This window comes from Streptomyces sp. NPDC048419 (assembly GCF_043200415.1).
Lineage (GTDB): Bacteria > Actinomycetota > Actinomycetes > Streptomycetales > Streptomycetaceae > Streptomyces.
Map to the genome: position 1 here is coordinate 308,073 of NZ_JBICXT010000004.1, position 21,882 is coordinate 329,954.

Sequence of the window (21,882 nt, forward strand, 5' to 3'; positions counted from 1 at the left end):
TCGCCCCGGCCGGCAGAGGACCCGCCATGCAACACCTCGCCCAACACACCTTCAGCGCCACCGCGCAGACCGTGCGGGCCGCCCGCGACTTCGCCATGCGGACCCTCGACAGCTGGGGCGGATGCGGTCGCGGCGACGACATCCGGGTCTGCGTCTCGGAGCTCGCCGGCAACGCCGTCCGGCACGGCAGCCCGGACGGCCGCGACTACTTGGTCCGTCTCGTCCGGCACCCCTCCTGCGTCCATGTCGAGGTCCACGACAGCGCGCGCCGCTCCCGGGTCCGTATCCCGCCCGAGTCGTCGAGCTCGTCGGGCGACGAAGCGGGCCGGGGCATACGCCTCGTCCAAGAGCTCTGCGACGACTGGGGAGTTCGGGCCCCCGCCGGCAACGGCAAGGCCGTCTGGACCTGCTTCCGCCGCCCCGAGGTGGGCGCCTCCCGCTGTTCCTGCACGACGAGTTGACCGTCACCGCACAACGAACCCACCCGGGATGCGACCACGCCTCCCACCCCCGAAAGGAACCCGTCATGGGTCTGTCCTGGCAGCAAGGACCCCTCGCGGCAGGCGCGATCGGCCACTTCCTCACCCCCGAACCCCTCCCCGAGCGCCTCCTGTTCGCCGAGCGCCTGCGCCGCCGTATGCGCGTGAAGTTCGACGGCACCTGGATCGCCGACAGCGAGGACGTCGTCCTGCTGCACGAACCGGGCCGCTATCCCGTCGCCTACTTCCCCCGCGAAGACGTCGATCCGCAGGCGCTCGTCCCGAGCGGCAAGGTCACCCGGCACAAGGACCTCGGCGACACCACCTGGTTCGCGGTGCACGCAGGCGACCGCACCACCGAACGCGCCGCCTGGGAGTTCACCTCCCTGCCCGGCCACGCCACCGAACTCCAGGGCCGTGTCGCCTTCGCCTGGCGCGCCATGGACGCCTTCTACGAGGAGGACGAGCGCATCCTGGGGCACGCCGCCGACCAGTACCACCGCATCGACATCCGCAGCACGTCCCGCACCCTCGAAGTCCGCCTCGGTGACACCGTGATCGCCCGCTCCGAACACCCCGTCGTGCTCTACGAGTCCGGCTTCGCGCCGCGCTGGTACGTCCCGCGCGCCGACATCGACGAGACGGCGCTGACACCGGCCGAGGGCCAGACCTTCTGCCCCTACAAGGGCCTGTGCGACTACTACGACATCGCAGGCGCGCACCGCGCCGCCTGGACGTACCGCGACGCCTACCAGGAGGTCGACCGCATCACCGGCCTGGTGTCCTTCGAGCCGGACCAGGTCGAGGTCCACCTCGACGGCAGGCAACTCGCCCTCGAACCGGGCCAGAAGGTCGTCCCGCACGGCGTGGACCGCGGCCTGGACGCCGCCGAGGCCCGCGCGCGCTGACTCGGACACCCGGCGTGCGTCACGCCGTTCGGCGGTGACCGATCTCCTGGAGCGTCCAGATGTTGCCGTCCGGATCGCTGAAGTCGGCGAAGCTGGCGTAGTCCCGGCGGTCCGGCGCAAGGCCCGGTGCCCAGTCGCCCTGCCACTCGTCGATCGGTGACTTGTGCCGGATTCCACGGACGTCGACTCCGCGTTCGGTGAGTTCGCGGTGGGCGGCCTCGATGTCGGTGACGGCCAGATGCAGGGCGCGTGCCGATCCGGGCGGAGCGTCGGTGAGCCCGACGCCGATCTGCACGGAACAGGCCGAGCCCTGCGGTGTCAGCTGCACCACCCGGAAGGTGTCGCCGGGACGGAAGTCGACGTCGAGGTGGAAGCCGACCTGCTGTGTGTAGAACGCCACGGCCTTGTCGACATCGCTCACAGAGAGAGTGACGACTTCCAGCTTGTAGTCCATCAGGCACACCTCACATGTCCACAACGATGTCGCCGGCGGGCCGCGAGCAGCAGATGAGGACCTCGCCGTCGGGCGGCGGTTCCAGCGGAGCCGGTTCGTAGGTGACGCGGCCCGTCAGCAGCGGGGTGACGCAGGTGTGGCAGACGCCGGTGCGGCAGCTCCAGCGGGCGGGGACGTCGCAGGCGTCGGCGAGTTCGAGCACGCTGCCGACGCGGTCGGGGAAGGGGGCGGAGATGCCGCTGCGGGCGAAGGTCACCATGGGGCCGGTCCCGGGCGGCCCGGGCGGCTGGTGCGGCGGCACGGCGGCTCGCTCGGTGAGGCCCGGGTTGATGGCGGGCAGCGCCCCGAAGAGCTCGGTGCGGATGTGGGCGGGGTCGATGCCGACCGCGGTGAGGGCGGCCGTCATGTCCGCCATGAACGACTCCGGACCGCAGACGTAGGCGCTCGCGTCGGCAGGTACGTCCAGCGCGATCAGTTCTTCCTTGGTCACGCGCCCGGCGGTGGCGTGCGCGCGGCGCAGGTCCTCCGGAGTCGCCGCGCTGTAGAAGACGTGCTCGCGGGAGTGCGGCAGCGCGTCGAGGAGGGTGTGCGCCTCGGCGGCCAGCGGGTGCTCCCGGGGACTGCGCGCCCCGTGGACCCACCACACCTCGCGGTGGCTGCCCGAGGCCGCGAGTTCGTGCAGCATCGCAAGCATGGGTGTGAGCCCGATGCCGGCCGAGACGAGAAGGACGGGACCAGATCCCTCGGTGAGGACGAAGTCGCCACGGGGCGCGGCCACTTCGAGCACCGCGCCCGCTCGCAGATGCGTGGTGATGTAACCGCTCGCCACGCCGTGCGGCTCGTGCTTGACGCTGATGCGGTAGCTGCCGGCGTCGGGCGCGGCGGACAGCGAGTAGCTGCGCACCTGGGCCGACTCGGCCACGGGGAGCCGCAGCGTCAGGTACTGGCCCGCGCGGGCGGCCGGGAGCCGGCTTCCGTCGGGGGCGGCCAGGCGGATCGAGGTGACCGTCGGGCTCTCGGCGATCACGTCGGCCACGCGCAGCGCCCGGAAACCCTCCCAGGCCGGGCCGGCGGCAAGGCCCGTGGCGTCGTCGGCGGCGAGCAGATCGCGGAACGAACCCTGCCAACCGGGGCTCAGCGCGGGGATGTTCAGGGCTCGGCGCAACTTGGCCGGGTCGCGGTCGGGCAGGTAGAGCAGCGCGTCCGTGTCCGCCACGGTGAGCGCACCGGGACCGGTACTGATCTTGACGATCTCGTCGCCCGCCTCGATGTGCCCCTCGCGCAGGACCCGCATGTAGAAGCCGGGGCGGTGGTGGCCGACCAGCAGGGCGGGCAGCTCCGGTTCGCCCAGGCGCAGGCCCACGCGGTAGCACGTGACCCGCGGTTGGGTGACCTCGAACTCGGCCTCGCCGATGCGGTAGCGGTCGCCGATGCAGACCTCGCCGTCGGGCAGTCCGTCGACGGTGAGGTTCTCCCCGAACTGGCCGAACTCGAAGTCGTCCCGTCCGAAGTGCCGCTCCCAGTACCGGTACGACTCGATCTGGTAGACGAGCACCGCCCGCTGCTCGCCGCCATGGCCCTGGGTGTCGCCCTGGCCGTCGCCGTCGATGTCGAGCCGCCGCACCATCGCCGGCCCGGACACCGGGTGCTTCCATACGCCGGTGTGCACCGTCCGCCCCTGCCACGCCACGTCCTTGGGCATCCCGACGTTCACCGACAACAGCGAGGGCATGGCTCGCTCCTTCCTCGCGGCCCCGCGATGCGCGCCCTGGTGGTGACGGACGGGCGCGGAGCACCGGTCATGGCTGCCTGACGGGGGTCGTCTCATCGAGGTCGAGGTTGCGGTCGACACCGTGCGAGACGACCTTCTGGCCGGGCTCCAGCCGCAGCCGGACACCGTCGAGGTGCACTTCGACCTCGTCCGGCTCGAAGGACACCAGGCCGCCGATGCGGTCGACCTCCCGGTAGGCGTTACCGTACGTCCAGGCGGCCCGGTGCGCCTCTCCGATGTCGTAGTAGTCGCACAGGCCCTTGTAGGGGCAGAAGGTCCGGGCCTCGACCGGTGTCAGCGCGGTCTCGTCGATGTCGGCGCGCGGCACGTACCAGCGGGGGGCGAACCCGGACTCGTAGAGGACCAGTGGGCGCCCGGAGTCTGCGACGACCCGGTCGCCGTGGCGGACCACCAGGTGGCGGCCGGTCCGGCGGATGTCGATGCGGTGGTAGTTGTCCGCGGCGTGGCCGACGATCCGCTCGTCCTCCTCGTAGAAGGCCTCCATCGCGCGCCAGGCGAAGGCGATGCGTCCCTTCAACTCGGCCGCGTGGTCGGGCAGTTCGGTGTACTGCCAGGCCGCGCGCTGTTTGCTCTGCTCTCCGGCGCGCACCGTGTACCAGGAGGTCGGCCCCAGGTCGCGGTGCCGGGTGGTGTGCTCGCCGGGTTCGAGTACCCCGGCGGAGATGTCGCCGACCGGAAAGTACGCCACCGGATAGCGGCCGGGCTCGTGCAGGAGCACGACGTCCTCGCTGTCGGCGATCCACGCGTCGCCGAACCGGACCCGCATGCGCCGGCGCAGCGGCTCGGCGAACAGCATCCGTTCGGGCAGTGGCTCGGGGAGGAGGAACCGGCCGACCGCTCCGGGGGCGAGCGGTCCTTGCTGCCAGGACAGGCCCATCGTTCCGTTCCTTTCGATTCGACTCGGCCCGGACCGCGGCGGCCCGGGGTGACGTCAGGTGAGCGGTTCACCGCCGTCGATGTGCAGGGTCACTCCGGTCAGGAAGGTGCTGGTCATGGCGAACAGGACGGCATTGGCGACGTCGTCGGTGGTGCCGATGCGCCGTGCGGGGTTGCGGGCGCCGATGTCGGCGAAGTAGTCCGCCTTGCCCTGTTCGCCGAGGGCGTCCCAAGCGCCTGTGTCGATCACCCCCGGGGAGACGGCGTTGACGCGGACCGGCGCCATCTCCAGGGCGAGCGAGCGGGCAAGGACGTCGGCAGCGCCGTTCGTGATGGCCACGGCCAGGGTGCCGACGGCGATCTTCGCCGACGCGACGCCGGAGAAGAGGGTGAACGACCCGCCGTCGCCGATACGGGGACCCAGCTGCTTGGCCAGCATGAGCGGGCCGATCACCTTGGTGTCGAAGGAGAGCCTGATCGCGTCCCGGCCCAGTTCGCCGAGCCGGCCGCGGGCGCGGGCCGACGCGGTGGACACCACGTGGTCGACGGAGCCGAGCCGTTCGCCGAGTGACGCGATGGAGGCGTTGTCGGTGATGTCGACGGTCTCGGTGCCGATACCGGGCTCACCTGCGTAGGCGTCGGCGAGGGCCTGCCGGTCGCGGCCGGCGGCGACGACGCGTGCTCCCGCGTCGCGCGCGGCGACCGCGACGGCGCGGGCGATCCCGCCGCCCCGTCCGACGACGAGCACGGTCTCCTCGCTCAGGGGACCCGTCATGACACCGCCCTGCCGAGGAAGCCGCGAATGCAGTCGGCTGCGGCGTCGAGGTGGCTTTCGAGCAGGAAGTGGCCGCCGTCGAGCAGGTAGATCTCGGCGCCGGGCGCGTCCTCGGTGAAGGCGAGGGCGCCCGCGGGGACGAAGATCTCGTCGTTACGTCCCCAGACGGCCAGCAGCGGCACGCGGCTGTCGCGGAGATAGCCGTGCAGCTTCGGATAGAGCGGGAGGTTGCCGGCGTAGTCGGCGAACAGCCGCAGCTGTACGAGGTCGTTGCCGGGCCGGGACAGCAGGGCGAAGTCGTGGTACCAGGTGTCGGGGCTGACCAGGCTCTGCTCCGCCACGCCGTTCAGGTACTGCCAGCGCGTGACCTCCAGGGTCAGCGCCTGGCGCAGCGCGGCCTCGTTCTCGGGGTTCTCGTCCCGCCAGTAGGCGCGCACCGGCTTCCAGAACTCCTCCGCGAACCCCGCCTCGTAGCCGTTGCCGTTCTGGCTGATGATCGCCGTGACCGAGGCCGGGTCCGCCAGGGCGAGACGCCAGCCGATGGGTGCGCCGTAGTCCTGGACGTACAGCGCGAACCGGGCGACCCCGAGCTGTTCCAGGAGTTCTGCGGTCAGGCCTGCCAGTGCGTCGAAGGTGTAGTCGAACTCGTCGGCGGGCGGGGCGTCGGACAGGCCGAAGCCCAGGTGGTCGGGGGCGATCACGTGATAGCGGTCGGCCAGCAGCGGCATCAGGTTGCGGAACATGAACGAGCTCGTGGGGAATCCGTGCAGCAGGACCACGGCCGGTGCGCCGGGCGGCCCCGCCTCCCGGTAGAACAGGCGTTGTCCGCGGACGGTGGCGTAGCGGTGATGGATTGTCGTCATGTCGACTCCGTTCACTACCCGTTGTGGGGCCGTCACTCGCGTCTCACCGGCCATGCTCCGACCGCGGATACGGCGGCCGCATCCGCCACTGGCCGGCCGTCGCGGCCGGTGTGCCGGGCGGGTAGCGTGGTGCCGTGCATGTGCCCGCGGATCTTCCGGCCTGGAGACGCGCGGCGGAGCTGACGGGACGCCGTGTCGAGTGCGGGGCGCTGGACCGGTTGGTCGGGGCGGTTCGCGCCGGTGAGAGCCGGGCCCTGTCCCTGCGCGGCGAAGCGGGCGTGGGCAAGACCGCGCTGCTGGAGTACTTGGCCGTGCAGGCGCTGGGCTGCCGGGTGGCGCGTGCGACGGGTGTCCAGTCGGAGATGGAACTCGCCTACGCCGGGCTGCACCAGCTGTGCGCTCCCTTGCTGGCCCCGCTCGACCACCTCCCGGCGCCCCAGCGCGATGCGCTCGGGACCGCTTTCGGTCTGCGCGAAGGACCGGCGCCGGACCTGTTCCTGGTCGGTCTGGCCGTCCTCGGCCTGCTCTCCGAGGTCGCCGAGGAACAGCCACTGATCTGCCTGGTCGACGACCAGCAGTGGCTCGACCGTGCCTCGGCGCAGGTCCTCGCGTTCGTCGCGCGCCGCCTGGGCGCGGAGTCGATCGGCCTCGTTTTCGCCACTCGCCCCGGGCACGGCGACCTCACCGGGGTGCCGGAGCTGGTGGTCGAAGGGCTACGGGAGCCCGACGCGCAGGCGCTGCTGCAGGCGGTGTTGAACGGGCCCATCGATACGCGGGTGCGAGACCAGATCATCCTCGAGGCGCGGGGCAGCCCGCTGGCCCTGCTGGAACTGGCTCGGGGCCGGGCGCCTGCCGACCTGGCCGGCGGTTTCGGTCTTCCGGGCGCCGTGGCGCTCACGGGCGACATGGAGGAGAACTTCCTGCGGCGGGTTGCCGCCCTGCCGCAGCACTCCCGGGCCCTGCTGCTGGTCGCGGCGGCCGACCCGTCCGGCGATCCGGCGCTGGTGTGGCGGGCGGCCGGCCGGCTCGGGATCGGCGGCGAGGCCGCGGTGTCCGTGACCGAGGCCGGACTCGCCGAATTCGGCGCCCGGGTGCGGTTCCGGCATCCGCTGGCCCGTTCGGTGTCCTACCGGTCGGCGTCCGCCCGGGACCGGCAGGAAGCGCACCGGGCCCTGGCCGAGGCCACCGACCCGGCACTCGATCCCGACCGGCGTGCCTGGCACCGCGCACAGGCCGCCCCGGGGCCGGACGAGGACGTCGCCGCCGAACTCGAACACTCGGCGGGCCGGGCCCGGGCCCGCGGCGGCATGGCCGCGTCGGCCGCCTTCCTCGAACAGGCGGCCCTGCTCACCCTGGACCCGGCGCGGCGGGCCGGACGCGCTCTGGAGGCCGCGCAGGCCGCCCTCCATACGGGCCACTTCGACGTGGCTCGGGATCTCCTGGACATGGCCGAGTCCGGGCCGCTCACCGACGTCCGACGGGCGGGCCTCGACACGATGCGCGCGCAGCTCGCGTTCAGTACCAAGCGCGGCGGCGAGGCACCGACACTGCTGCTGAAAGCGGCCCGGCAGCTCGCGCCCGTCGACGCCGACCTGTCGCGCGCGACCTACCTGGACGCGGTCTCCGCCGCGATCTTCGCCGCGCGTCTGGCGAGTCCCGGCGGCCATGTGCTGCAGGCGGCCCGCGCGGCGGTCTCCGCACCTCCTGCAACGCACGCCCCACGCGCTCCCGATCTCCTGCTGGACGGCACGGCGGCGGGTCTGCACGCGGGGTATGCAGCGGGCGTCCCGGTCCTGCGCCGGGCCCTGGCCGCCTTCGGGGCCGGGATGTCCGCCGAGGAGGAAATGCGCTGGATGTGGCTGGCGAACATCACGGCCATCCGGATCTGGGACGGCGAGCAGTGGGAGGCACTCTCGGCCCGGTACATCCGCCTCGCCCGCGACAGCGGCGCGCTCGACGTGCTTCCGCTGGCCCTGACCTCCCGCACCCATGTCCTGCTGTTCGCCGGCGACCTGACCTCGGCGGCGTCGCTGACCGAGGAGGTACAGGCGGTCAAGGAGGCGACCGGAATCGGACTCGCGTCCTACGGCGCCATGGCTCTGGCCGCGTTGCGCGGCGACGAGACAGCGGCGTCCGCAGTGATCGACGCGACCCTTCAGGACGCGGCCGGGCGCGGCGAGGGCATCGGGGTCATCTTCGCCGAGGGGGCGAGCGCCGTGCTCGGCAACGGTCTCGGTCGCTACGACGAGGCCATGGCCGCGGGACTGCGGGCGACCACGTACGACGCCGATCCGGCCGCGCTGAGCTGGATCTTGGCCGAGCTGACGGAGGCAGCCGTGCGCTGCGGTGCGACCGGGGCGGCCGCCGCGGCCCGCGACCGCCTCACCGAGATGGCCTCCGCGGCCGGCACCGACTGGGTGCTGGGGGTCGAGGCACGCACGCGCGCCCTGCTGAGCGAGGGCGAGGCGGCCGAACGGCTGTACCGCGAGGCGATCGCCCGCCTCGCCAAGACGCGGATGCGCGTCGAACTCGCCCGGGCCCATCTGCTCCACGGGGAGTGGCTGCGCCGGGAACGGCGCCCCGGCGAGGCACGCGAGCAACTGCGCACCGCACACGGCATGTTGGAGCAGATGGGCGCGGCGGCGTTCGCCGACCGTGCCGCCCGCGAACTGCGGGCCGCCGGCGGAACGGCCCACCGGCGCAGCGCCCCGGCAAGGGACGCGGAACTGACCGCCCAGGAGGCGCAGATCGCCCGCCTGGCGCGCGACGGCCTGTCGAACCCCGAGATCGGCACCCGCCTGTTCATCAGCGCCCGCACCGTCCAGTACCACCTGCGCAAGGTCTTCACCAAGCTCGGCGTCACCTCGCGCAGTCAGCTCGACCGCGTGCTGCCCGGCGGACCGGCCGCCTGACGGCCCCTTGGGCACGAGGCGTCACGGACAGCTCCGCACTGCGGCATCCGGGTGCTAGCGCACCGTCTCCGGGCCCGGTCACCGTCCCGTAGGCCCGGTCCATTCCTACGTTGATCATATGATCACCGATTTCCCTTCCCGGGCGGCCGTCACCACCTGCGCGGTCTGCGCCGCGGCGGTCATGTCGTTCACGCCCGTCGCGGCCGCGGCCGGTGCTGAGCCCATGCCGCCCGCACCGCCGCGTGCGGCCGTGCCGCAGTCGTCGTACCTGTATCGCGAGGGCACCCAGGTCCGGCCGCATCGCGCGGCGCCGGGGCTGCCGGACGTCTCCGCGCTGTCCTGGCTGGTGGCCGACGCCCGCACCGGCGAGGTGCTGGCCGCGCACGACGCCCACCGCCGGCTCCCGCCCGCCAGCACGCTGAAGACCCTGTTCGCCCTGACCGTGCTGCCGACGCTGCCGGGAGACCTCCAGCACACCGTCAGCCAGCAGGAGATGTCGGACATCGGGCCGGGCAGCAGCATGGTCGGGGTCGCCGAGGGGCACACCTACCAGGTCTCCGACCTGTGGCGCGGGGTCTTCCTCAACTCCGGCAACGACGCCGTGGACGTGCTGGCCTCGATGAACGGCGGCTGGCACCGGACGGCGCAGCAGATGCAGGCCAAGGCCCACACTCTGGGGGCCCTCGACACCCACGTGCGCTCACCCGACGGCTACGACATGCCGGGCCAGGTCTCCTCGGCGTACGACCTGGCGGTGTTCGGCCGGGAGGGGCTGCGCAACGCGGACTTCGCGCGGTACTGCGGCACGGCCGAGGCGATGTTCCCGGGCGGCGGCGGATGGTCGTACGGCATCCGGAACACCAACCGGCTGCTGACCGGCGCGGACGGCGTGCAGCCCTACCCGGGGCTGATCGGCGTCAAGAACGGCTACACCAGCAACGCGGGCAACACGCTCGTCGCGGCGGCCCGCCGGGACGGGCGCACGCTCGTGGTCACCGTGATGAACCCCCAGGAGGGCGGCGGGTTCGCCGTCTACGAGGAGGCGCGTCAGCTGCTCGACTGGGGGTTCGGGGCCGCCGGAAGGGTCGAGCCGGTGGGTTCGCTGGACGCGCTGCGGTTCAAGCCGAGGCCGGGGCCGCACGCCACCCCCGTCGCGGCACCGCGCCCCACGCCCGTGGCCGTCGCCCCGGACGGCGGGCCGGGGTGGCCGGCGGCGGGCATCATCTCGGGTGCCGCCCTGCTCGGCGCGGGGGCCGTGGTGCTGCTGCTGCGCCGCAAGGGCAGGCTGTCGGCGCGGAGTTGACCGGCCGGCAGCCACAGCAGCAGGCCCAGCGTGATCCAGGTGTAGGTGTTGCTGCCGAGGAAGCCGTCGACGCCGGACGCGTCGTGGAACCACAGCCACACCACGCTGGTGCACAGCACGGCGTACAGGGCGCCCGCCACGCGCGGGTGCCCGGTACGCACCAGTACGGCGAAGGCCGGCAGCAGCCACACCAGGTGGTGCACCCAGGTGATGGGGCTGACGAGACAGGCCGTCGCGCCGGTCAGGGCGAACGCGGCCGGCCAGTCGTCGGCGGCGAGGGCGCGGCGGGTGCGCCACACCCAGACGCCGAGGACCACGAGGACCGCCGCGGCCCAGCCCGTGCGGTGGGTGTCCCCGAGCCGGGCCAGGATGCCTTGCAGCGACTGGTTGGAGACGTAGTCGAGGCGGCCCACCCGGCTCGTGTCCCACAGGGCCTGGGTCCAGTAGAAGCGCGAGGCGTCCGGGGCCACCAGGGCGGCGAACGCGGTCGCGGCGACGGTGACCGCGCCCGCGACGGCGGCGGCCCGCCATCGGCGGGCGAGCAGCAGCAGCCCGATGAAGACCGCGGGCGTCAGCTTGATCGCGGCCGCCAGTCCGATGCCGACGCCCGCCCAGCGCTCCCGGCCCAAGGACAGCAGCCACGCGTCGGTGAGCACCAGCGCCAGCAGCAGGAGGTTGACCTGCCCGAAGCTGAAGGTGTCGCGGAGGGGTTCGAACAGGGCGAGCAGACAGGCGCCCAGGGCGCAGCCGAACCAGCCGTGGCGCCGCCATGTCCCGTCGGTGAGGATGTGCAGGATCAGCGCCAGGGCCGAGAGGTTGACCAGCACGGAGCCCACGATCGCCGTGCGCAGTCCGACGAGGGTCATCGGCAGCATGCTGACGGCCGCGAACGGCGGGTAGGTGAAGCCGTACGCCGTCCCCGGCACCTGGTAGTCGTAGAGTCGGCCGTCGTGGTGGATCCAGGTGTTGACCGCGCCGTAGTAGACGCGCAGGTCGAACCAGTCGCGCAGCAGCGGGACCGTCGCGGTGAAGGCGGTGACGGCTGCGGCGAGGGCGAGGGCCAGGAGCAGTCGGCCTCGGTCGGTGTGGGGCGGGTTCATGCCGTCCTTTCCAGGGCGGGTGCCTGCGCCGCCTGATGGGCCTGCCACAGGACGACGACGGCGAGCGCGCCGCCGGAGACCGCCAGCATCAACTGCCCGCTGTCGACCGGGCCTCCGCTGGGGAGCGTGGCGAGCGCGAGCACACCCGTCACGGACGCCACCCGCTGCCGTACCGAAGTGGTGGGTGCCGCGGCGGCGATGAGGAACAGGCCCCACAGGGCGTACCAGGGGCGGATCGCCGGGCCGAACGCGGCCACTGCGGCGAGGCTGAGCCCGAGCGCGTAGACCGGACGGGGGCGCAGCCGCCACCATATGGCCGCCACGACGATCGCGGTGATCGCGAGGCCGAGCAGGTGCCAGGCCGGCAGGGCCATGGGTGCCAGGTCGCTGCCGAAGCGCGCCAGCACGGCGCCGGTGGCGCGGCCGAGGAGGCTGGAGAGCGCCCAGTTGTGCGGGGAGACGGGGGTGTCGAGGGCGCCGATCCAGCCGTATCCCGTGCCGGCGACGGCGGTCGCGGCGACCGTTGTGGCGGCGGCTGCGAGGACCGTCGTGCAGACCGCCCTGGCCGGGTGCCTCCCGGCCCGCACCTGGAGGACGACGACCGCGGCGAGTCCGAGCACGGCGGGCGCCTTCACCAGCGCGGCGAGCGTGACGAGGACGGCGCCCAGGACGGGCCACCGGCCGAGGGCGGCGACCAGGCCGACGCCGAGCAGGCCGAGCATGATCGCGTCGTTGTGGGCGCCCGCGACCAGGTGGAGCAGGACCAGCGGGTTGAGGGCGCCGAGCCAGAGCGCGGCGGCCGGGTCGGCACCGCTGTGCCGGGCCAGGCGCGGCAGCGCGGCGGCCATCAGCGCCACGCCGAGCAGGGCGACCACCCGCATCCCGAAGAGGCCGGCCGGGATCTCGCCGCGGGTCAGGCCGGACAGTCCGGAGGCGACGGCGAGGAACACCGGGCCGTACGGGGCGCCGGTGTGCTGCCACAGCGGGGCCACCTCGTCGGCGAGCGGGCCGCCGAGCTGGGCGGGTCCGTGGGCGTAGACGTCCATGTGGGCGTCGACCATGGCGCCCTGGGCGAGGTAGCTGTAGACGTCGCGGCTGAACAGCGGCGGGGCGAGCAGCAGCGGGGCCGTCCAGACGGCGAGCACGAGCAGCAGGTCGCGCGAGGTGGGCGGCTCGGGACCGCGCACCAGCCGCCCGAGCAGCACCCAGGCCGCTATCAGCAGCACCAGGCCGAAGTACGCGCCGACCAGGCCCAGTGCGGCGTGGACGTTGGCCGGGGCCAGGAGATCCCGTACGGGCAGGGCGCCGGCCGTCTCACCGCCCAGCGCGAGGAAGGCGGTGCCGGCCAGGCCCAGCACCTGGCAGCGGCGGAGATCGACGGGAAAAGCCATGGCCAACACTCGGAAAGCGTGTCAACGCCGGATGGCCGGAACCTGACGCGCCGCCTGCCGGGTGGGGGCCTGCGTGTGACCGGCGTGTGATTCCGCCGCCGCAGCGATGATTTTCCCGTGACCGGCCGGTCTCCCCTGCGTATCCACCTTGCTTGCGCCCCGCACCCCGACCACCACGGAACGGACGTGACGACCATGCCGAACGGCTCCGCCTACGCCAAGGTCAACGGCCTGGAGATGTACTACGAGACCCACGGCGCCGAGGACGGCGAGCAGCGCCCGCTGGTACTGCTGCACGGAGGGGTCCACACCGTCGGCCTCTCCTTCGCGGCGGTGCTGCCCGCACTCGCCGAGGGCCGCCGTGTCGTGGCGCCCGAGCTGCAGGGGCACGGTCACACGGCCGACACCGAGCGCGAGATGTCGGTGGCGAACTTCGCCTCCGACGTGGTGAAGCTGCTCGACGAACTCGGCATCCGGGAGGCCGACTTCATCGGCTTCAGCCTCGGCGGACTGACCGCACTGGAGATCGCGGTACGGCATCCCGAGCGCGTCGGGCGGCTGGTGCTCGCCTCCACGCAGTACCGGCAGGACGGCTACCACGACGAGGTCCGCGCCCCCGACTACACCTCCCCGCGGCTGCCCGGCCAGGAGGACTTCCAGGAGTGGGCCGACGCCTACGCGGCCGTAGCACCGCATCCCGAGCACTTCCAGGACTTCCTCGGCAAGGTCACCGGCGCGGCCCACGCCCCGCTGGAGTGGACCGCCGACGACCTGCGCGGGCTGACCGCGCCCACGCTCCTGGTCGTCGGCGACACCGACTTCGTACGGGTCGAGCACGCGGCGGAGATGCAGGAACTGGTCCCCGACGCGCGGCTCGCGGTCCTGCCGGCCACCACCCATGTGGCGCTGATGCAGCGCACGTCGGTGCTGCTGCCGCTGCTGACGGAGTTCCTGGGCTGAAGCCCGGAGCGGTGACGGGTCAGAACACCGACAGGCCGGTCAGAGTCGTGAAGCGGTCCAGTGCGGCGACGCCCGCCACCGAGTTGCCGCGCTCGTCGAGGGCGGGGCTCCACACGCACAGCGTGCAGCGTCCGGGCACGACCGCGATGATGCCGCCGCCGACACCGCTCTTGCCGGGCAGCCCGACGCGGTAGGCGAAGTCGCCGGCCGCGTCGTACGTCCCGCAGGTCAGCAGCACGGCGTTGACCTGCTTGGCCTGGCTCTGGGTGAGCAGCCGGGTGCCGTCGGCGCGTATGCCGTGGCGGGCCAGGAAGCCGGTGGCCAGGGCGAGGTCGGCGCAGGACGCCGTGACGGAGCACTGGCGGAAGTACTGGTCCAGCAGCACCGGCACCGGATTGTCGATGTTGCCGTACGACGCCATGAAGTGGGCCAGGGCGGCGTTGCGGTCGCCGTGCGCGGTCTCGGAGGCGGCGACTTCCTTGTCGAAGTCCAGGGCCGGGTTGCCGCTCTCGGCGCGCAGGAAGCCCAGCAGCTCACCCGAGGCGTCTCCGGTACGGGTCTGCAGTCGGTCGGTGACGACGAGAGCGCCCGCGTTGATGAACGGGTTGCGCGGGATGCCGTTCTCGTACTCCAGCTGGATCAGGGAGTTGAAGGGGTTGCCGGAGGGCTCGCGGCCCACGTGCTCCCAGAGCTGGTCGCCCTCGCGGGCCAGGTCGAGGGCGAGGGTGAAGACCTTGGTGATGGACTGCGTCGAGAACGGCTCGCGCCAGTCCCCGACGCCGTACACCGTGCCGTCCAGCTCCGCGACGGCCATGCCGAAACTGCGCGGGTCGCAGGCCGCGAGCGCCGGGATGTAGTCGGCGGGCCGGCCGCGCCCGGGCGTCCGGCCGATCTCCTCGGCGATACGCGCCAGGACCGGTTCGAAGCTGTGGGACGACGTCGCTGTCATGATCACCATTGTGCCGCCGCTCCGGTCCCGGCGCGTCCTCGCGGTCCGGCCGGGCGGCCGGACGAGGCGGGCAGGAGGTCAGGCGAGCGGCGATCCGGTACCCGCGAGGATCTCGGGCCGCAGCAGGCCGGCGAGCTTCTCGGCGGGCAACAGGCCCTTCTCCAGGACGAGTTCGGCCACTCCCCGGCCGGTGGCGAGGGCCTCCTTGGCGATGTCGGTCGCGGCCGTGTAGCCGATGTACGGGTTGAGGGCCGTGACCAGGCCGATGGAGCTTTCCACACTCGCGCGCAGCGCCTCGGTGTTGGCGGTGATGCCGGACACGCAGCGCTCGGCGAGGGTGAGGCAGGCGGCCCGCAGGTGGGTGATGGACTCCGACAGGGAGTGCAGGATGATCGGCTCGAAGGCGTTCAGCTGGAGCTGTCCGGCCTCCGCGGCCATCGTGATGGTGACGTCGTTGCCGATCACCTCGAAGGCGACCTGGTTGACGACCTCGGGGATCACCGGGTTGACCTTGCCGGGCATGATGCTCGAACCGGCCTGCACCGGCGGCAGGTTGATCTCGCCGAGCCCCGCACGCGGCCCCGACGAGAGCAGCCGCAGGTCGTTGCAGCTCTTGGAGAGCTTGACGGCGATCCGCTTCAGCACGCCCGACATCTGGACGAACGCACCGCAGTCCTGGGTGGCCTCGACCAGGTTGGCGGCGGTGACCAGCGGCAGCCCGGTGATGTCGGCGAGGTGGCGGCGGGCCGCCTCGGCGTAGCCGGCGGGGGCGTTGAGTCCGGTGCCGATGGCCGTGGCGCCGAGGTTGATCTCATGGATCAACTGGACGGCCTCGTCAAGACGGTTGCGGTCCTCGTCAATCATGACGGCATACGCGGAGAACTCTTGACCGAGCGTCATGGGCACCGCGTCCTGCAACTGTGTACGGCCCATCTTGAGCACATCGCGGAACTCGACGGCCTTGCCCGCGAAGGCGTCCTGCAATACAGACATCGCCGTGAGCAGTCCACGTACCGCGAACACCGTCGCCACCTTGACGGCGGTGGGGTAGACATCATTGGTTGACTGGCACAGGTTGACGTCCTCGTTGGGGTGCAGGTACTGGTACTGCCCCTTCTCGAACCCCAGCAGCTCCAACGCCCGGTTGGCCACGACCTCGTTGGCGTTCATGTTGGTCGACGTACCGGCGCCGCCCTGGACGACGTCGACCACGAACTGGTCGTGCAGCTTGCCGTCCCGGATCTCCCGACAGGCCTCGACGATCGCGGCCGCCTTCTTCGGTTCCAGCAGTCCGAGCTCCTCGTTGGCGAGCGCGGCGGCCTCCTTGACGGCGGCGAGGGCGTCGATCAGATGCGGATAGGCGGAGATCGGCGTACCGGTGATGGGAAAGTTCTCCGTGGCGCGCAGCGTGTGCACGCCCCAGTACGCGTCGGCGGGAACGTCCCGGTCACCGAGAAGATCGTGCTCGCTGCGAACGGCGACGGTGGTCATGAGGCTGAGGGTCCTCTTCCTGAGGTGGTTCTTTTTTGGGGGCGCGGGTAACTGCGCGACCAGCCACACACGGCCGGCTGGCCGAAGGCGGCCCGCAGTCCCCCGTCGAAACGCGGAAAAACTAGGCGCAGGCACTCAGCGGCACCGGGTCCAGAGCACGCACCGCACGTACGCACCCCACCGGCTCCCCACCGCCGAGCAACGCCTCCCCCGCGAACGGCACGAGCAGCGCCGCGGACACGCCCGCGCGAGCGAGCGCCGCCGCGGCAACGGGAATCCGCGCCCGGCTCGCACCGTCCGCGATCTTCACGGCGACGGCCCGCCCGTCGGGCAGCGCGGCGACCTGGACGCCTTCGAAGCCGTCCTTCGCCAGCAGCCCCGGCACGGCGTGCATCAGCTCGGCCACGTCACGGCCCGCGCCGGACGCCATCTCCGCGTGGTCACGCATGGCGTCGGCGACGCGCGCCTCGGGCGTACCGGCCACCGCGGTGGTGATGCGGGCGGCCGCACGCGCGAGCCCGTGCAGCGACACGGAGAACAGCGGCGCCCCGCACCCGTCGACCGTCACCCGCGCGATGCGCTGCCCGGTGAGGTCCTCGGCGATCTCGGCGATCGCCTGCTGCAGGGGGTGCTCGGGGTCGAGGTAGTCGTCGAGCGACCAGCCGTTGAGCGAGCAGGTGTACAGCATCGCCGCGTGCTTGCCGGAGCAGTTCTGGGCGAGCCGGGACGCCGTACGCCCCTCCCGCACCCAGGTGTCGCGGACGGCCGGGTCGAACGGCATGTCCGGCACGTTGCGCAGATGGTCCTCGGTGAGCCCGGCGAGCTCGAGGATGCGCCGGGTCCCGGCGAGGTGGCGTTCCTCGCCCGAGTGGCTGGCCGCGGCGAGGGAGAGGAGCTCCCCGTCGAGCGGGAGCCCGGCCCGCACCATGGCGACGGCCTGGACGGGCTTGAGGGCCGAGCGGGGGTAGAAGGCGGCCTCTATGTCTCCGATCTGGAGCTGGACCGTGCCGTCGGCGTCGAGGACGACGACGGAGCCGTGGTGGAGGCCCTCGACGACCCCGTCGCGTATCAGGTGGGCGACGGGGGCGTGGAGGGGCTCGCGGATCAGGGGTGCGTCCGCGACGGTGCTGCTGAACATCACTGCCTCTTGTCGAGGAGCGGCGCGAGGGTTACGCGCCGGCTCCGGTCGTGGGTCGGTTGTCGGTGGTCGGTCGTGCGCCACGGCGGCGGATGCCGAACCAGCCGCCGACCAGCGCTCCGACGATCAGCGGCAGGCACAGCACGGTGGTGCGGCCGGCGCCTCCGTCGGCGTACATGAGGACCAGGACGGAGGCGAGGAACGCCAGCGTCACGAGTTCGGTCCAGGGAGAGCCCGGGAGCCGGTAGCCCGGGCGGGTCAGCTCGCCCTTCCGGGTCTTCTGCCAGAAGAGGAGGTGACAGATCATGATCATGCCCCAGGTGGAGAGGATGCCGATCGCCGCGAAGTTCAGGACGATCTCGAACGCGTCGGCGGGGACCACGAAGTTGAGGCCGACGCCCAGCACACAGATACCGCTGGTCAGCAGGATTCCGCCGTACGGGACCTGGCTGCGGCTCATCACCGAGGTGAACTTGGGGGCGGAGCCGGACATCGCCATGGAGCGCAGGATGCGGCCGGTGGAGTACAGGCCGGAGTTGAGCGAGGACATGGCCGCGGTGAGGACGACGAGGTTCATCACGCCGCCGGCCGCGGGGATGCCGACATGGGACAGCACGGTCACGAAGGGGCTCTCGGCGGCGCTGTACTTGTTCCAGGGCAGCAGCATCGACAGCAGGAGCACCGAGCCGACGTAGAAGATTCCCACGCGCCACATGATCGAGTTGATCGCCTTCGGCATGATCTTCTCGGGGTTCTGGGTCTCGCCGGCCGCGACGCCGACCAGTTCGACGGAGGCGTAGGCGAAGACGACGCCCTGGATGATCAGGAGCATCGGCAACAGGCCGTTGGGGAAGACGCCGCCGTGGCCGGTGATCAGGGCCGGGCCGGGGTCGGTGCCGTCGACGGGGTGCTGGGTGACCAGCAGGAAGATGCCGATGCACATGAAGATCACCAGGGCGCTGACCTTGACGATGGCGAACCAGAACTCCATCTCGCCGAAGATCTTGACCGAGATCAGGTTGACGGTGAGGACGACGGCCAGGGCGATCAATGCGATCAACCATTGAGGGATGTCCGAGAACATGCCCCAGTAGTGGGTGTACGTGGCCACGGCGGTGATGTCGGCGATGCCGGTGGTGGCCCAGTTGAGGAAGTACATCCAGCCCGCGGTGTACGCGCCCTTCTCGCCCAGGAACTCACGGGCGTAGGAGACGAAGGCACCGGACGAGGGCCGGTAGAGCACCAGCTCGCCGAGGGCGCGCACCACCAGGAAGGCGAACAGGCCGCAGACCGCGTAGGCGATGAACAGGGAGGGGCCGGCGTCGGCGAGCCGTCCGCCGGCGCCGAGGAACAGGCCGGTGCCGATGGCGCCGCCGATGGCGATCATGTTGACGTGCCGGGACTTCAGGGACTTGCTGTAGCCGGCGTCTCCGGCGTCGACATGTGCGGCGGGGGTGCGCGTCTCGACTTTGAGGTGCTGCTCGCTCACGCCTCGGGTCCGCCTTCCGTGGGGCTGTCCGTGCGCCCGCGGCGCACGATGTCGGTGAGGGTCGTCTCGACGCGGTCGAGGTGGTGGGCCATGGCCTCCACGGCGTCGAGTTCGGAACCGTCCGTCAGCGCCTCGATGATCGCCCGGTGCTCGCGGTTGGACTGCTCGCGGCGTCCGCCCAACTCGTTGAGGAAGGCCGACTGACGCGCCAGTGCGTCCCGGATCTCCTCGATCACCCGGCGGAAGACCGGGTTCTGGGAGGCCTGGGCGACCGCCAGGTGGAACAGCGTGTCCAGGGCGACCCACGAGGTGGTGTCGGTCTCCCGCTCCATGCGCTCCAGCAGGTGCACCAGGTGGTCGAGGTCCTCGGGGGTGCGGCGCACGGCCGCGTAGCCCGCCACCGGGATCTCGACGTGCCGGCGCACCTCCATCAGATCGCTGGCCGCGTAGTCGCCGAAGGTGGGGTCCTCCACCGCGTTGGCGACGACGAAGGTGCCCTTGCCCGTCTTGGAGACGGTCAGGCCCATCGTCTGCAGGGCCCTGAGGGCCTCGCGCAGCACGGGCCGGCTGACCTCGAGGGTGCGGCAGAGCTCCGCCTCGGAGGGCAGCTTGTCGCCCACCTCGTACTCGCCGCGCTCGATGGCGGCACGCAGGTACGCGAGCACCGCTTCCATCGCGCTGACGCGTCGCGGGCCCTGACTGGCTGTCTGACTGTCTGACAGGTTCACGAGAGCGATCCTGCGGGTGCCGGGCCGCAACTGTCAAGCGATCCGAATGGCGAAATGCAAAGGGCGTGAAGTCCGAAAACGGACTTCACGCCCCCAAGGCGAGCGAGCGGCGCCGTCAGCTGTTGATCGCGCCCGTGCTCAGCAGGCCCAGCAGCAGCACGCCGACCACGAGCCGGTAGATCACGAAGGCGTTGAAGGAGTGCTTGGCGACGAACCTCAGCAGCCAGGCGATGGAGGCGTAGGCGACGACGAAGGACACCAGGGTGCCGACGATCAGCGGCGCGGCGCCCACGCCCGCGCCCAGCGCGTCCTTGAGTTCGTACAGTCCGGCGCCGGTCAGGGCCGGGATGCCCAGGAAGAACGACAGACGGGTGGCGGCGACGCGGTCCAGGTCCAAAATCAGCGCGGTGGACATCGTCGCGCCGGAGCGCGAGAAGCCCGGGAAGAGCAGCGCCAGGATCTGCGAGGAGCCGACCAGCATGGCGTCCTTGAAGGTGGTGTCGTCCTCACCGCGCTTGTGCCGGCCCATCTGGTCCGCCGCCCACATCACGCCCGACCCGACGATCAGCGAGGCCGCGACCACCCACAAGGAGGCCAGCGGGCCCTCGATGAGCGGCTTGGCCGCCAGGCCCACGATCACGATCGGGATGGTCGCGTAGATGACCCACCAGGCGAACTTGTAGTCGTGGTGGTAGCGCTCCTCCTTGTTGGCGATGCCACGCCCCCAGGCGGCGCAGATCCGCACGATGTCCTTGAAGAAGTACACGAGCACGGCGGCGATCGCACCGACCTGGATGACCGCGGAGAACCCGACGACGGCGTCGTCGTCCACGGGGATGCTCATCAGCCCCTCGGTGATCTTCAGATGCCCGGTCGAGGAGACCGGCAGGAACTCGGTCACCCCCTCGACGGCTCCGAGGACGACGGCCTGACCGACGCTAATGACGCTCATGTGATCCAGTTCTGAGGAGTTGGGTCGACAGTGTTCGACAGTGTTCTGGACAGTCTTACTACGGGCGGGAGAACGGCCGGCCGCCTACCCCCACAGGGCCTGGGCGATCGACACCCCGGCGAATGCCGCGCCGAGACCCGCGACCAGGCTCCCGGCGACGTTGGCGGCAGCGTAGAGCCCCGCACCTGTCTCGGTCAGCCGCAGGGTCTCGTACGAGAAGGTGGAGTACGTCGTCAGCGCCCCGCACAGGCCGGTGCCGATCAGCAGCTGGAGACGGGGGCCGGCCGCCCCGGCGGACACCGCGCCGGTCAGCAGGCCGAGGATCATGCAGCCGCAGACGTTCACCACGAAGGTGCCCCAGGGGAAGACCGAGTCGTGCCGGGCCTGCACCGCGCGGTCGGTGAGGTAGCGCAGCGGGGCGCCGACGACGGCTCCCCCGACGACCAACAGCCAGTTCACAACGACTTCTTACCCTTCGTCTCCGCACGGTCGGGGCCGGCTTCGCGGCCGACGTACCGGATGACCTCGCAGTCGTCGAGGATGACCAGACCCGAGCCGACGAGTTCGTCGAGCTGCGGGAGGAAGGCACGGATGCGCTCCTCGGTGTCGACGATGACGATCGCGATCGGCAGGTCCTCGCTCATGGACAGCAGCCGGGAGGTGTGGATCAGCGAGGAGGCGCCGAAGCCCTCGATGCCGCGGAAGACGCTGGCACCGGCCAGTCCGGTTGCGTGCGCGCGGTGCACGATCTCGGAGTAGAGCGGCTTGTGGTGCCAGGTGTCGTTCTCGCCGATGAAGACGGTCACGCGCAGGGCGCTGCCGGTCAGCCTCGTCATGGCTGCCTCCACTTCAGGACGCGGCGGGCCGCGGTCATCGCGAGCCACACCGCCGTGAGGGCCGCGAGCAGGGTCGCGGCGAGGTAGGCCAGCCCGGTGCGGGGGTGGCCGTGGTCGACGAGCCGCTGGATGTCGACGGCGTAGGTGGAGAAGGTGGTGAAGCCGCCGAGCACGCCGGTGCCGAAGAACGGCCGCACCAGGCGGTGGGCGGCCCATACGTCGGTGATGATCACCATGAACACGCCGATCACGGCGCAGCCGATGACGTTGGTCCAGAAGGTCGCCCAGGGGAATCCGCCGGGAGCGGTGGGCCACCACAGGGTGAAGGCGTAGCGGGCGATCGCACCGAGGGCTCCGCCGAGCGCCACCACCGCGATGACGGGCGCCTGGCCCCGCCAGACGGGCGGGCGCGGAGCGCGGGTCCGGGTGCGGATGCTCTCGGCCTCCGGGGCTGTCATAGTCGTACGTCTCCTACTCGCCTGGGCC

The 21,882-nt window shown here is 71.8% G+C and carries 20 protein-coding genes and 1 pseudogene; 5 read left to right on the plus strand and 16 right to left on the minus strand.

Annotation, left to right across the window (positions count from 1 at the left end; translation table 11 throughout):
- Positions 1-26 precede the first annotated feature (26 nt).
- Together ACGFYN_RS11740 and ACGFYN_RS11745 are read left to right on the plus strand one after the other, a co-directional pair.
- Positions 27-461, plus strand: coding sequence for an ATP-binding protein (locus tag ACGFYN_RS11740; protein WP_393865613.1), 435 nt, complete (start codon positions 27-29; stop codon positions 459-461).
- Between the two features lie 65 nt (positions 462-526).
- Positions 527-1,387, plus strand: a complete 861-nt coding sequence (locus ACGFYN_RS11745) for a DUF427 domain-containing protein (protein WP_393865614.1) — start codon at positions 527-529, stop codon at positions 1,385-1,387.
- Positions 1,388-1,406: 19 nt separating this feature from the next.
- On the opposite strand, the gene ACGFYN_RS11750 is transcribed toward ACGFYN_RS11745, so the two are convergent.
- The 5 genes from ACGFYN_RS11750 to ACGFYN_RS11770 all read right to left on the minus strand — a co-directional run bounded on the left by ACGFYN_RS11750 (position 1,407) and on the right by ACGFYN_RS11770 (position 6,147).
- Positions 1,407-1,841 (minus strand): VOC family protein, encoded by a 435-nt coding sequence (locus ACGFYN_RS11750; protein WP_393865615.1) that lies wholly within the window; start codon positions 1,839-1,841, stop codon positions 1,407-1,409.
- A 10-nt stretch (positions 1,842-1,851) separates the two neighbouring features.
- Complete coding sequence (locus tag ACGFYN_RS11755; RefSeq protein ID WP_393865616.1) at positions 1,852-3,573, minus strand: MOSC domain-containing protein; 1,722 nt, start codon at positions 3,571-3,573, stop codon at positions 1,852-1,854.
- A gap of 67 nt (positions 3,574-3,640) precedes the next feature.
- The gene (locus tag ACGFYN_RS11760) at positions 3,641-4,510 is read right to left on the minus strand and encodes a DUF427 domain-containing protein (RefSeq protein ID WP_393865617.1); all 870 of its coding nucleotides are present in this window, start codon (positions 4,508-4,510) and stop codon (positions 3,641-3,643) included.
- A 54-nt stretch (positions 4,511-4,564) separates the two neighbouring features.
- On the minus strand, positions 4,565-5,284 hold the full coding sequence (locus ACGFYN_RS11765) for an SDR family oxidoreductase (RefSeq protein WP_393865618.1): 720 nt from the start codon (positions 5,282-5,284) through the stop codon (positions 4,565-4,567).
- Positions 5,281-6,147, minus strand: a complete 867-nt coding sequence (locus ACGFYN_RS11770; protein WP_393865619.1) for an alpha/beta fold hydrolase — start codon at positions 6,145-6,147, stop codon at positions 5,281-5,283. Before ACGFYN_RS11770 ends, ACGFYN_RS11765 begins: the two co-directional genes overlap by 4 nt.
- A 134-nt stretch (positions 6,148-6,281) precedes the next feature.
- On the opposite strand from ACGFYN_RS11770, the gene ACGFYN_RS11775 reads away from it, so the two are divergent.
- Complete coding sequence (locus ACGFYN_RS11775) at positions 6,282-9,059, plus strand: ATP-binding protein (RefSeq protein WP_393865620.1); 2,778 nt, start codon at positions 6,282-6,284, stop codon at positions 9,057-9,059.
- Between the two features lie 223 nt (positions 9,060-9,282).
- A pseudogene (locus tag ACGFYN_RS11780) lies at positions 9,283-10,008 on the plus strand (D-alanyl-D-alanine carboxypeptidase family protein); the annotation flags it as partial.
- A 98-nt stretch (positions 10,009-10,106) separates the two neighbouring features.
- Here the strand turns inward: ACGFYN_RS11780 and ACGFYN_RS11785 are convergent.
- Positions 10,107-11,462, minus strand: coding sequence for a glycosyltransferase 87 family protein (locus tag ACGFYN_RS11785; protein ID WP_393865621.1), 1,356 nt, complete (start codon positions 11,460-11,462; stop codon positions 10,107-10,109).
- Complete coding sequence (gene mptB, locus ACGFYN_RS11790; protein ID WP_393865622.1) at positions 11,459-12,853, minus strand: polyprenol phosphomannose-dependent alpha 1,6 mannosyltransferase MptB; 1,395 nt, start codon at positions 12,851-12,853, stop codon at positions 11,459-11,461. Before mptB ends, ACGFYN_RS11785 begins: the two co-directional genes overlap by 4 nt.
- 195 nt (positions 12,854-13,048) lie before the next feature.
- Between mptB and ACGFYN_RS11795 the strand changes: the two genes are divergently transcribed.
- Entirely contained in the window at positions 13,049-13,813 is a 765-nt protein-coding gene (locus ACGFYN_RS11795; RefSeq protein ID WP_393865815.1) for an alpha/beta fold hydrolase, read from the plus strand.
- Between the two features lie 19 nt (positions 13,814-13,832).
- On the opposite strand, the gene ACGFYN_RS11800 is transcribed toward ACGFYN_RS11795, so the two are convergent.
- The 9 genes from ACGFYN_RS11800 to crcB (ACGFYN_RS11840) form a co-directional block, all read right to left on the minus strand.
- Positions 13,833-14,771 carry a glutaminase gene (locus ACGFYN_RS11800; RefSeq protein WP_393865623.1) on the minus strand — a complete coding sequence of 313 codons (939 nt, stop codon included), beginning with the start codon at positions 14,769-14,771 and terminating at the stop codon, positions 13,833-13,835.
- Positions 14,772-14,840: 69 nt separating this feature from the next.
- The gene (gene aspA, locus ACGFYN_RS11805; protein ID WP_393865624.1) at positions 14,841-16,253 is read right to left on the minus strand and encodes an aspartate ammonia-lyase; all 1,413 of its coding nucleotides are present in this window, start codon (positions 16,251-16,253) and stop codon (positions 14,841-14,843) included.
- Positions 16,254-16,374: 121 nt separating this feature from the next.
- The gene (locus ACGFYN_RS11810; protein WP_393865625.1) at positions 16,375-17,391 is read right to left on the minus strand and encodes an asparaginase; all 1,017 of its coding nucleotides are present in this window, start codon (positions 17,389-17,391) and stop codon (positions 16,375-16,377) included.
- A 31-nt stretch (positions 17,392-17,422) separates the two neighbouring features.
- The gene (locus ACGFYN_RS11815) at positions 17,423-18,880 is read right to left on the minus strand and encodes an amino acid permease (RefSeq protein ID WP_393865626.1); all 1,458 of its coding nucleotides are present in this window, start codon (positions 18,878-18,880) and stop codon (positions 17,423-17,425) included.
- Positions 18,877-19,554, minus strand: a complete 678-nt coding sequence (locus tag ACGFYN_RS11820; RefSeq protein ID WP_393865816.1) for a FadR/GntR family transcriptional regulator — start codon at positions 19,552-19,554, stop codon at positions 18,877-18,879. The genes ACGFYN_RS11815 and ACGFYN_RS11820 overlap by 4 nt, the downstream gene beginning before the upstream one ends.
- Before the next feature lie 169 nt (positions 19,555-19,723).
- On the minus strand, positions 19,724-20,560 hold the full coding sequence (locus ACGFYN_RS11825; protein WP_393865627.1) for an undecaprenyl-diphosphate phosphatase: 837 nt from the start codon (positions 20,558-20,560) through the stop codon (positions 19,724-19,726).
- Positions 20,561-20,644: 84 nt separating this feature from the next.
- Positions 20,645-21,019 carry a fluoride efflux transporter CrcB gene (gene crcB, locus ACGFYN_RS11830; protein ID WP_393865628.1) on the minus strand — a complete coding sequence of 125 codons (375 nt, stop codon included), beginning with the start codon at positions 21,017-21,019 and terminating at the stop codon, positions 20,645-20,647.
- Positions 21,016-21,396: a DUF190 domain-containing protein gene (locus tag ACGFYN_RS11835; protein WP_393865629.1), complete on the minus strand. Its 381-nt coding sequence runs from the start codon at positions 21,394-21,396 to the stop codon at positions 21,016-21,018. The genes crcB (ACGFYN_RS11830) and ACGFYN_RS11835 overlap by 4 nt, the downstream gene beginning before the upstream one ends.
- Positions 21,393-21,854: a fluoride efflux transporter CrcB gene (crcB, locus tag ACGFYN_RS11840; protein WP_393865630.1), complete on the minus strand. Its 462-nt coding sequence runs from the start codon at positions 21,852-21,854 to the stop codon at positions 21,393-21,395. The genes ACGFYN_RS11835 and crcB (ACGFYN_RS11840) overlap by 4 nt, the downstream gene beginning before the upstream one ends.
- Between the last annotated feature and the right edge of the window lie 28 nt (positions 21,855-21,882).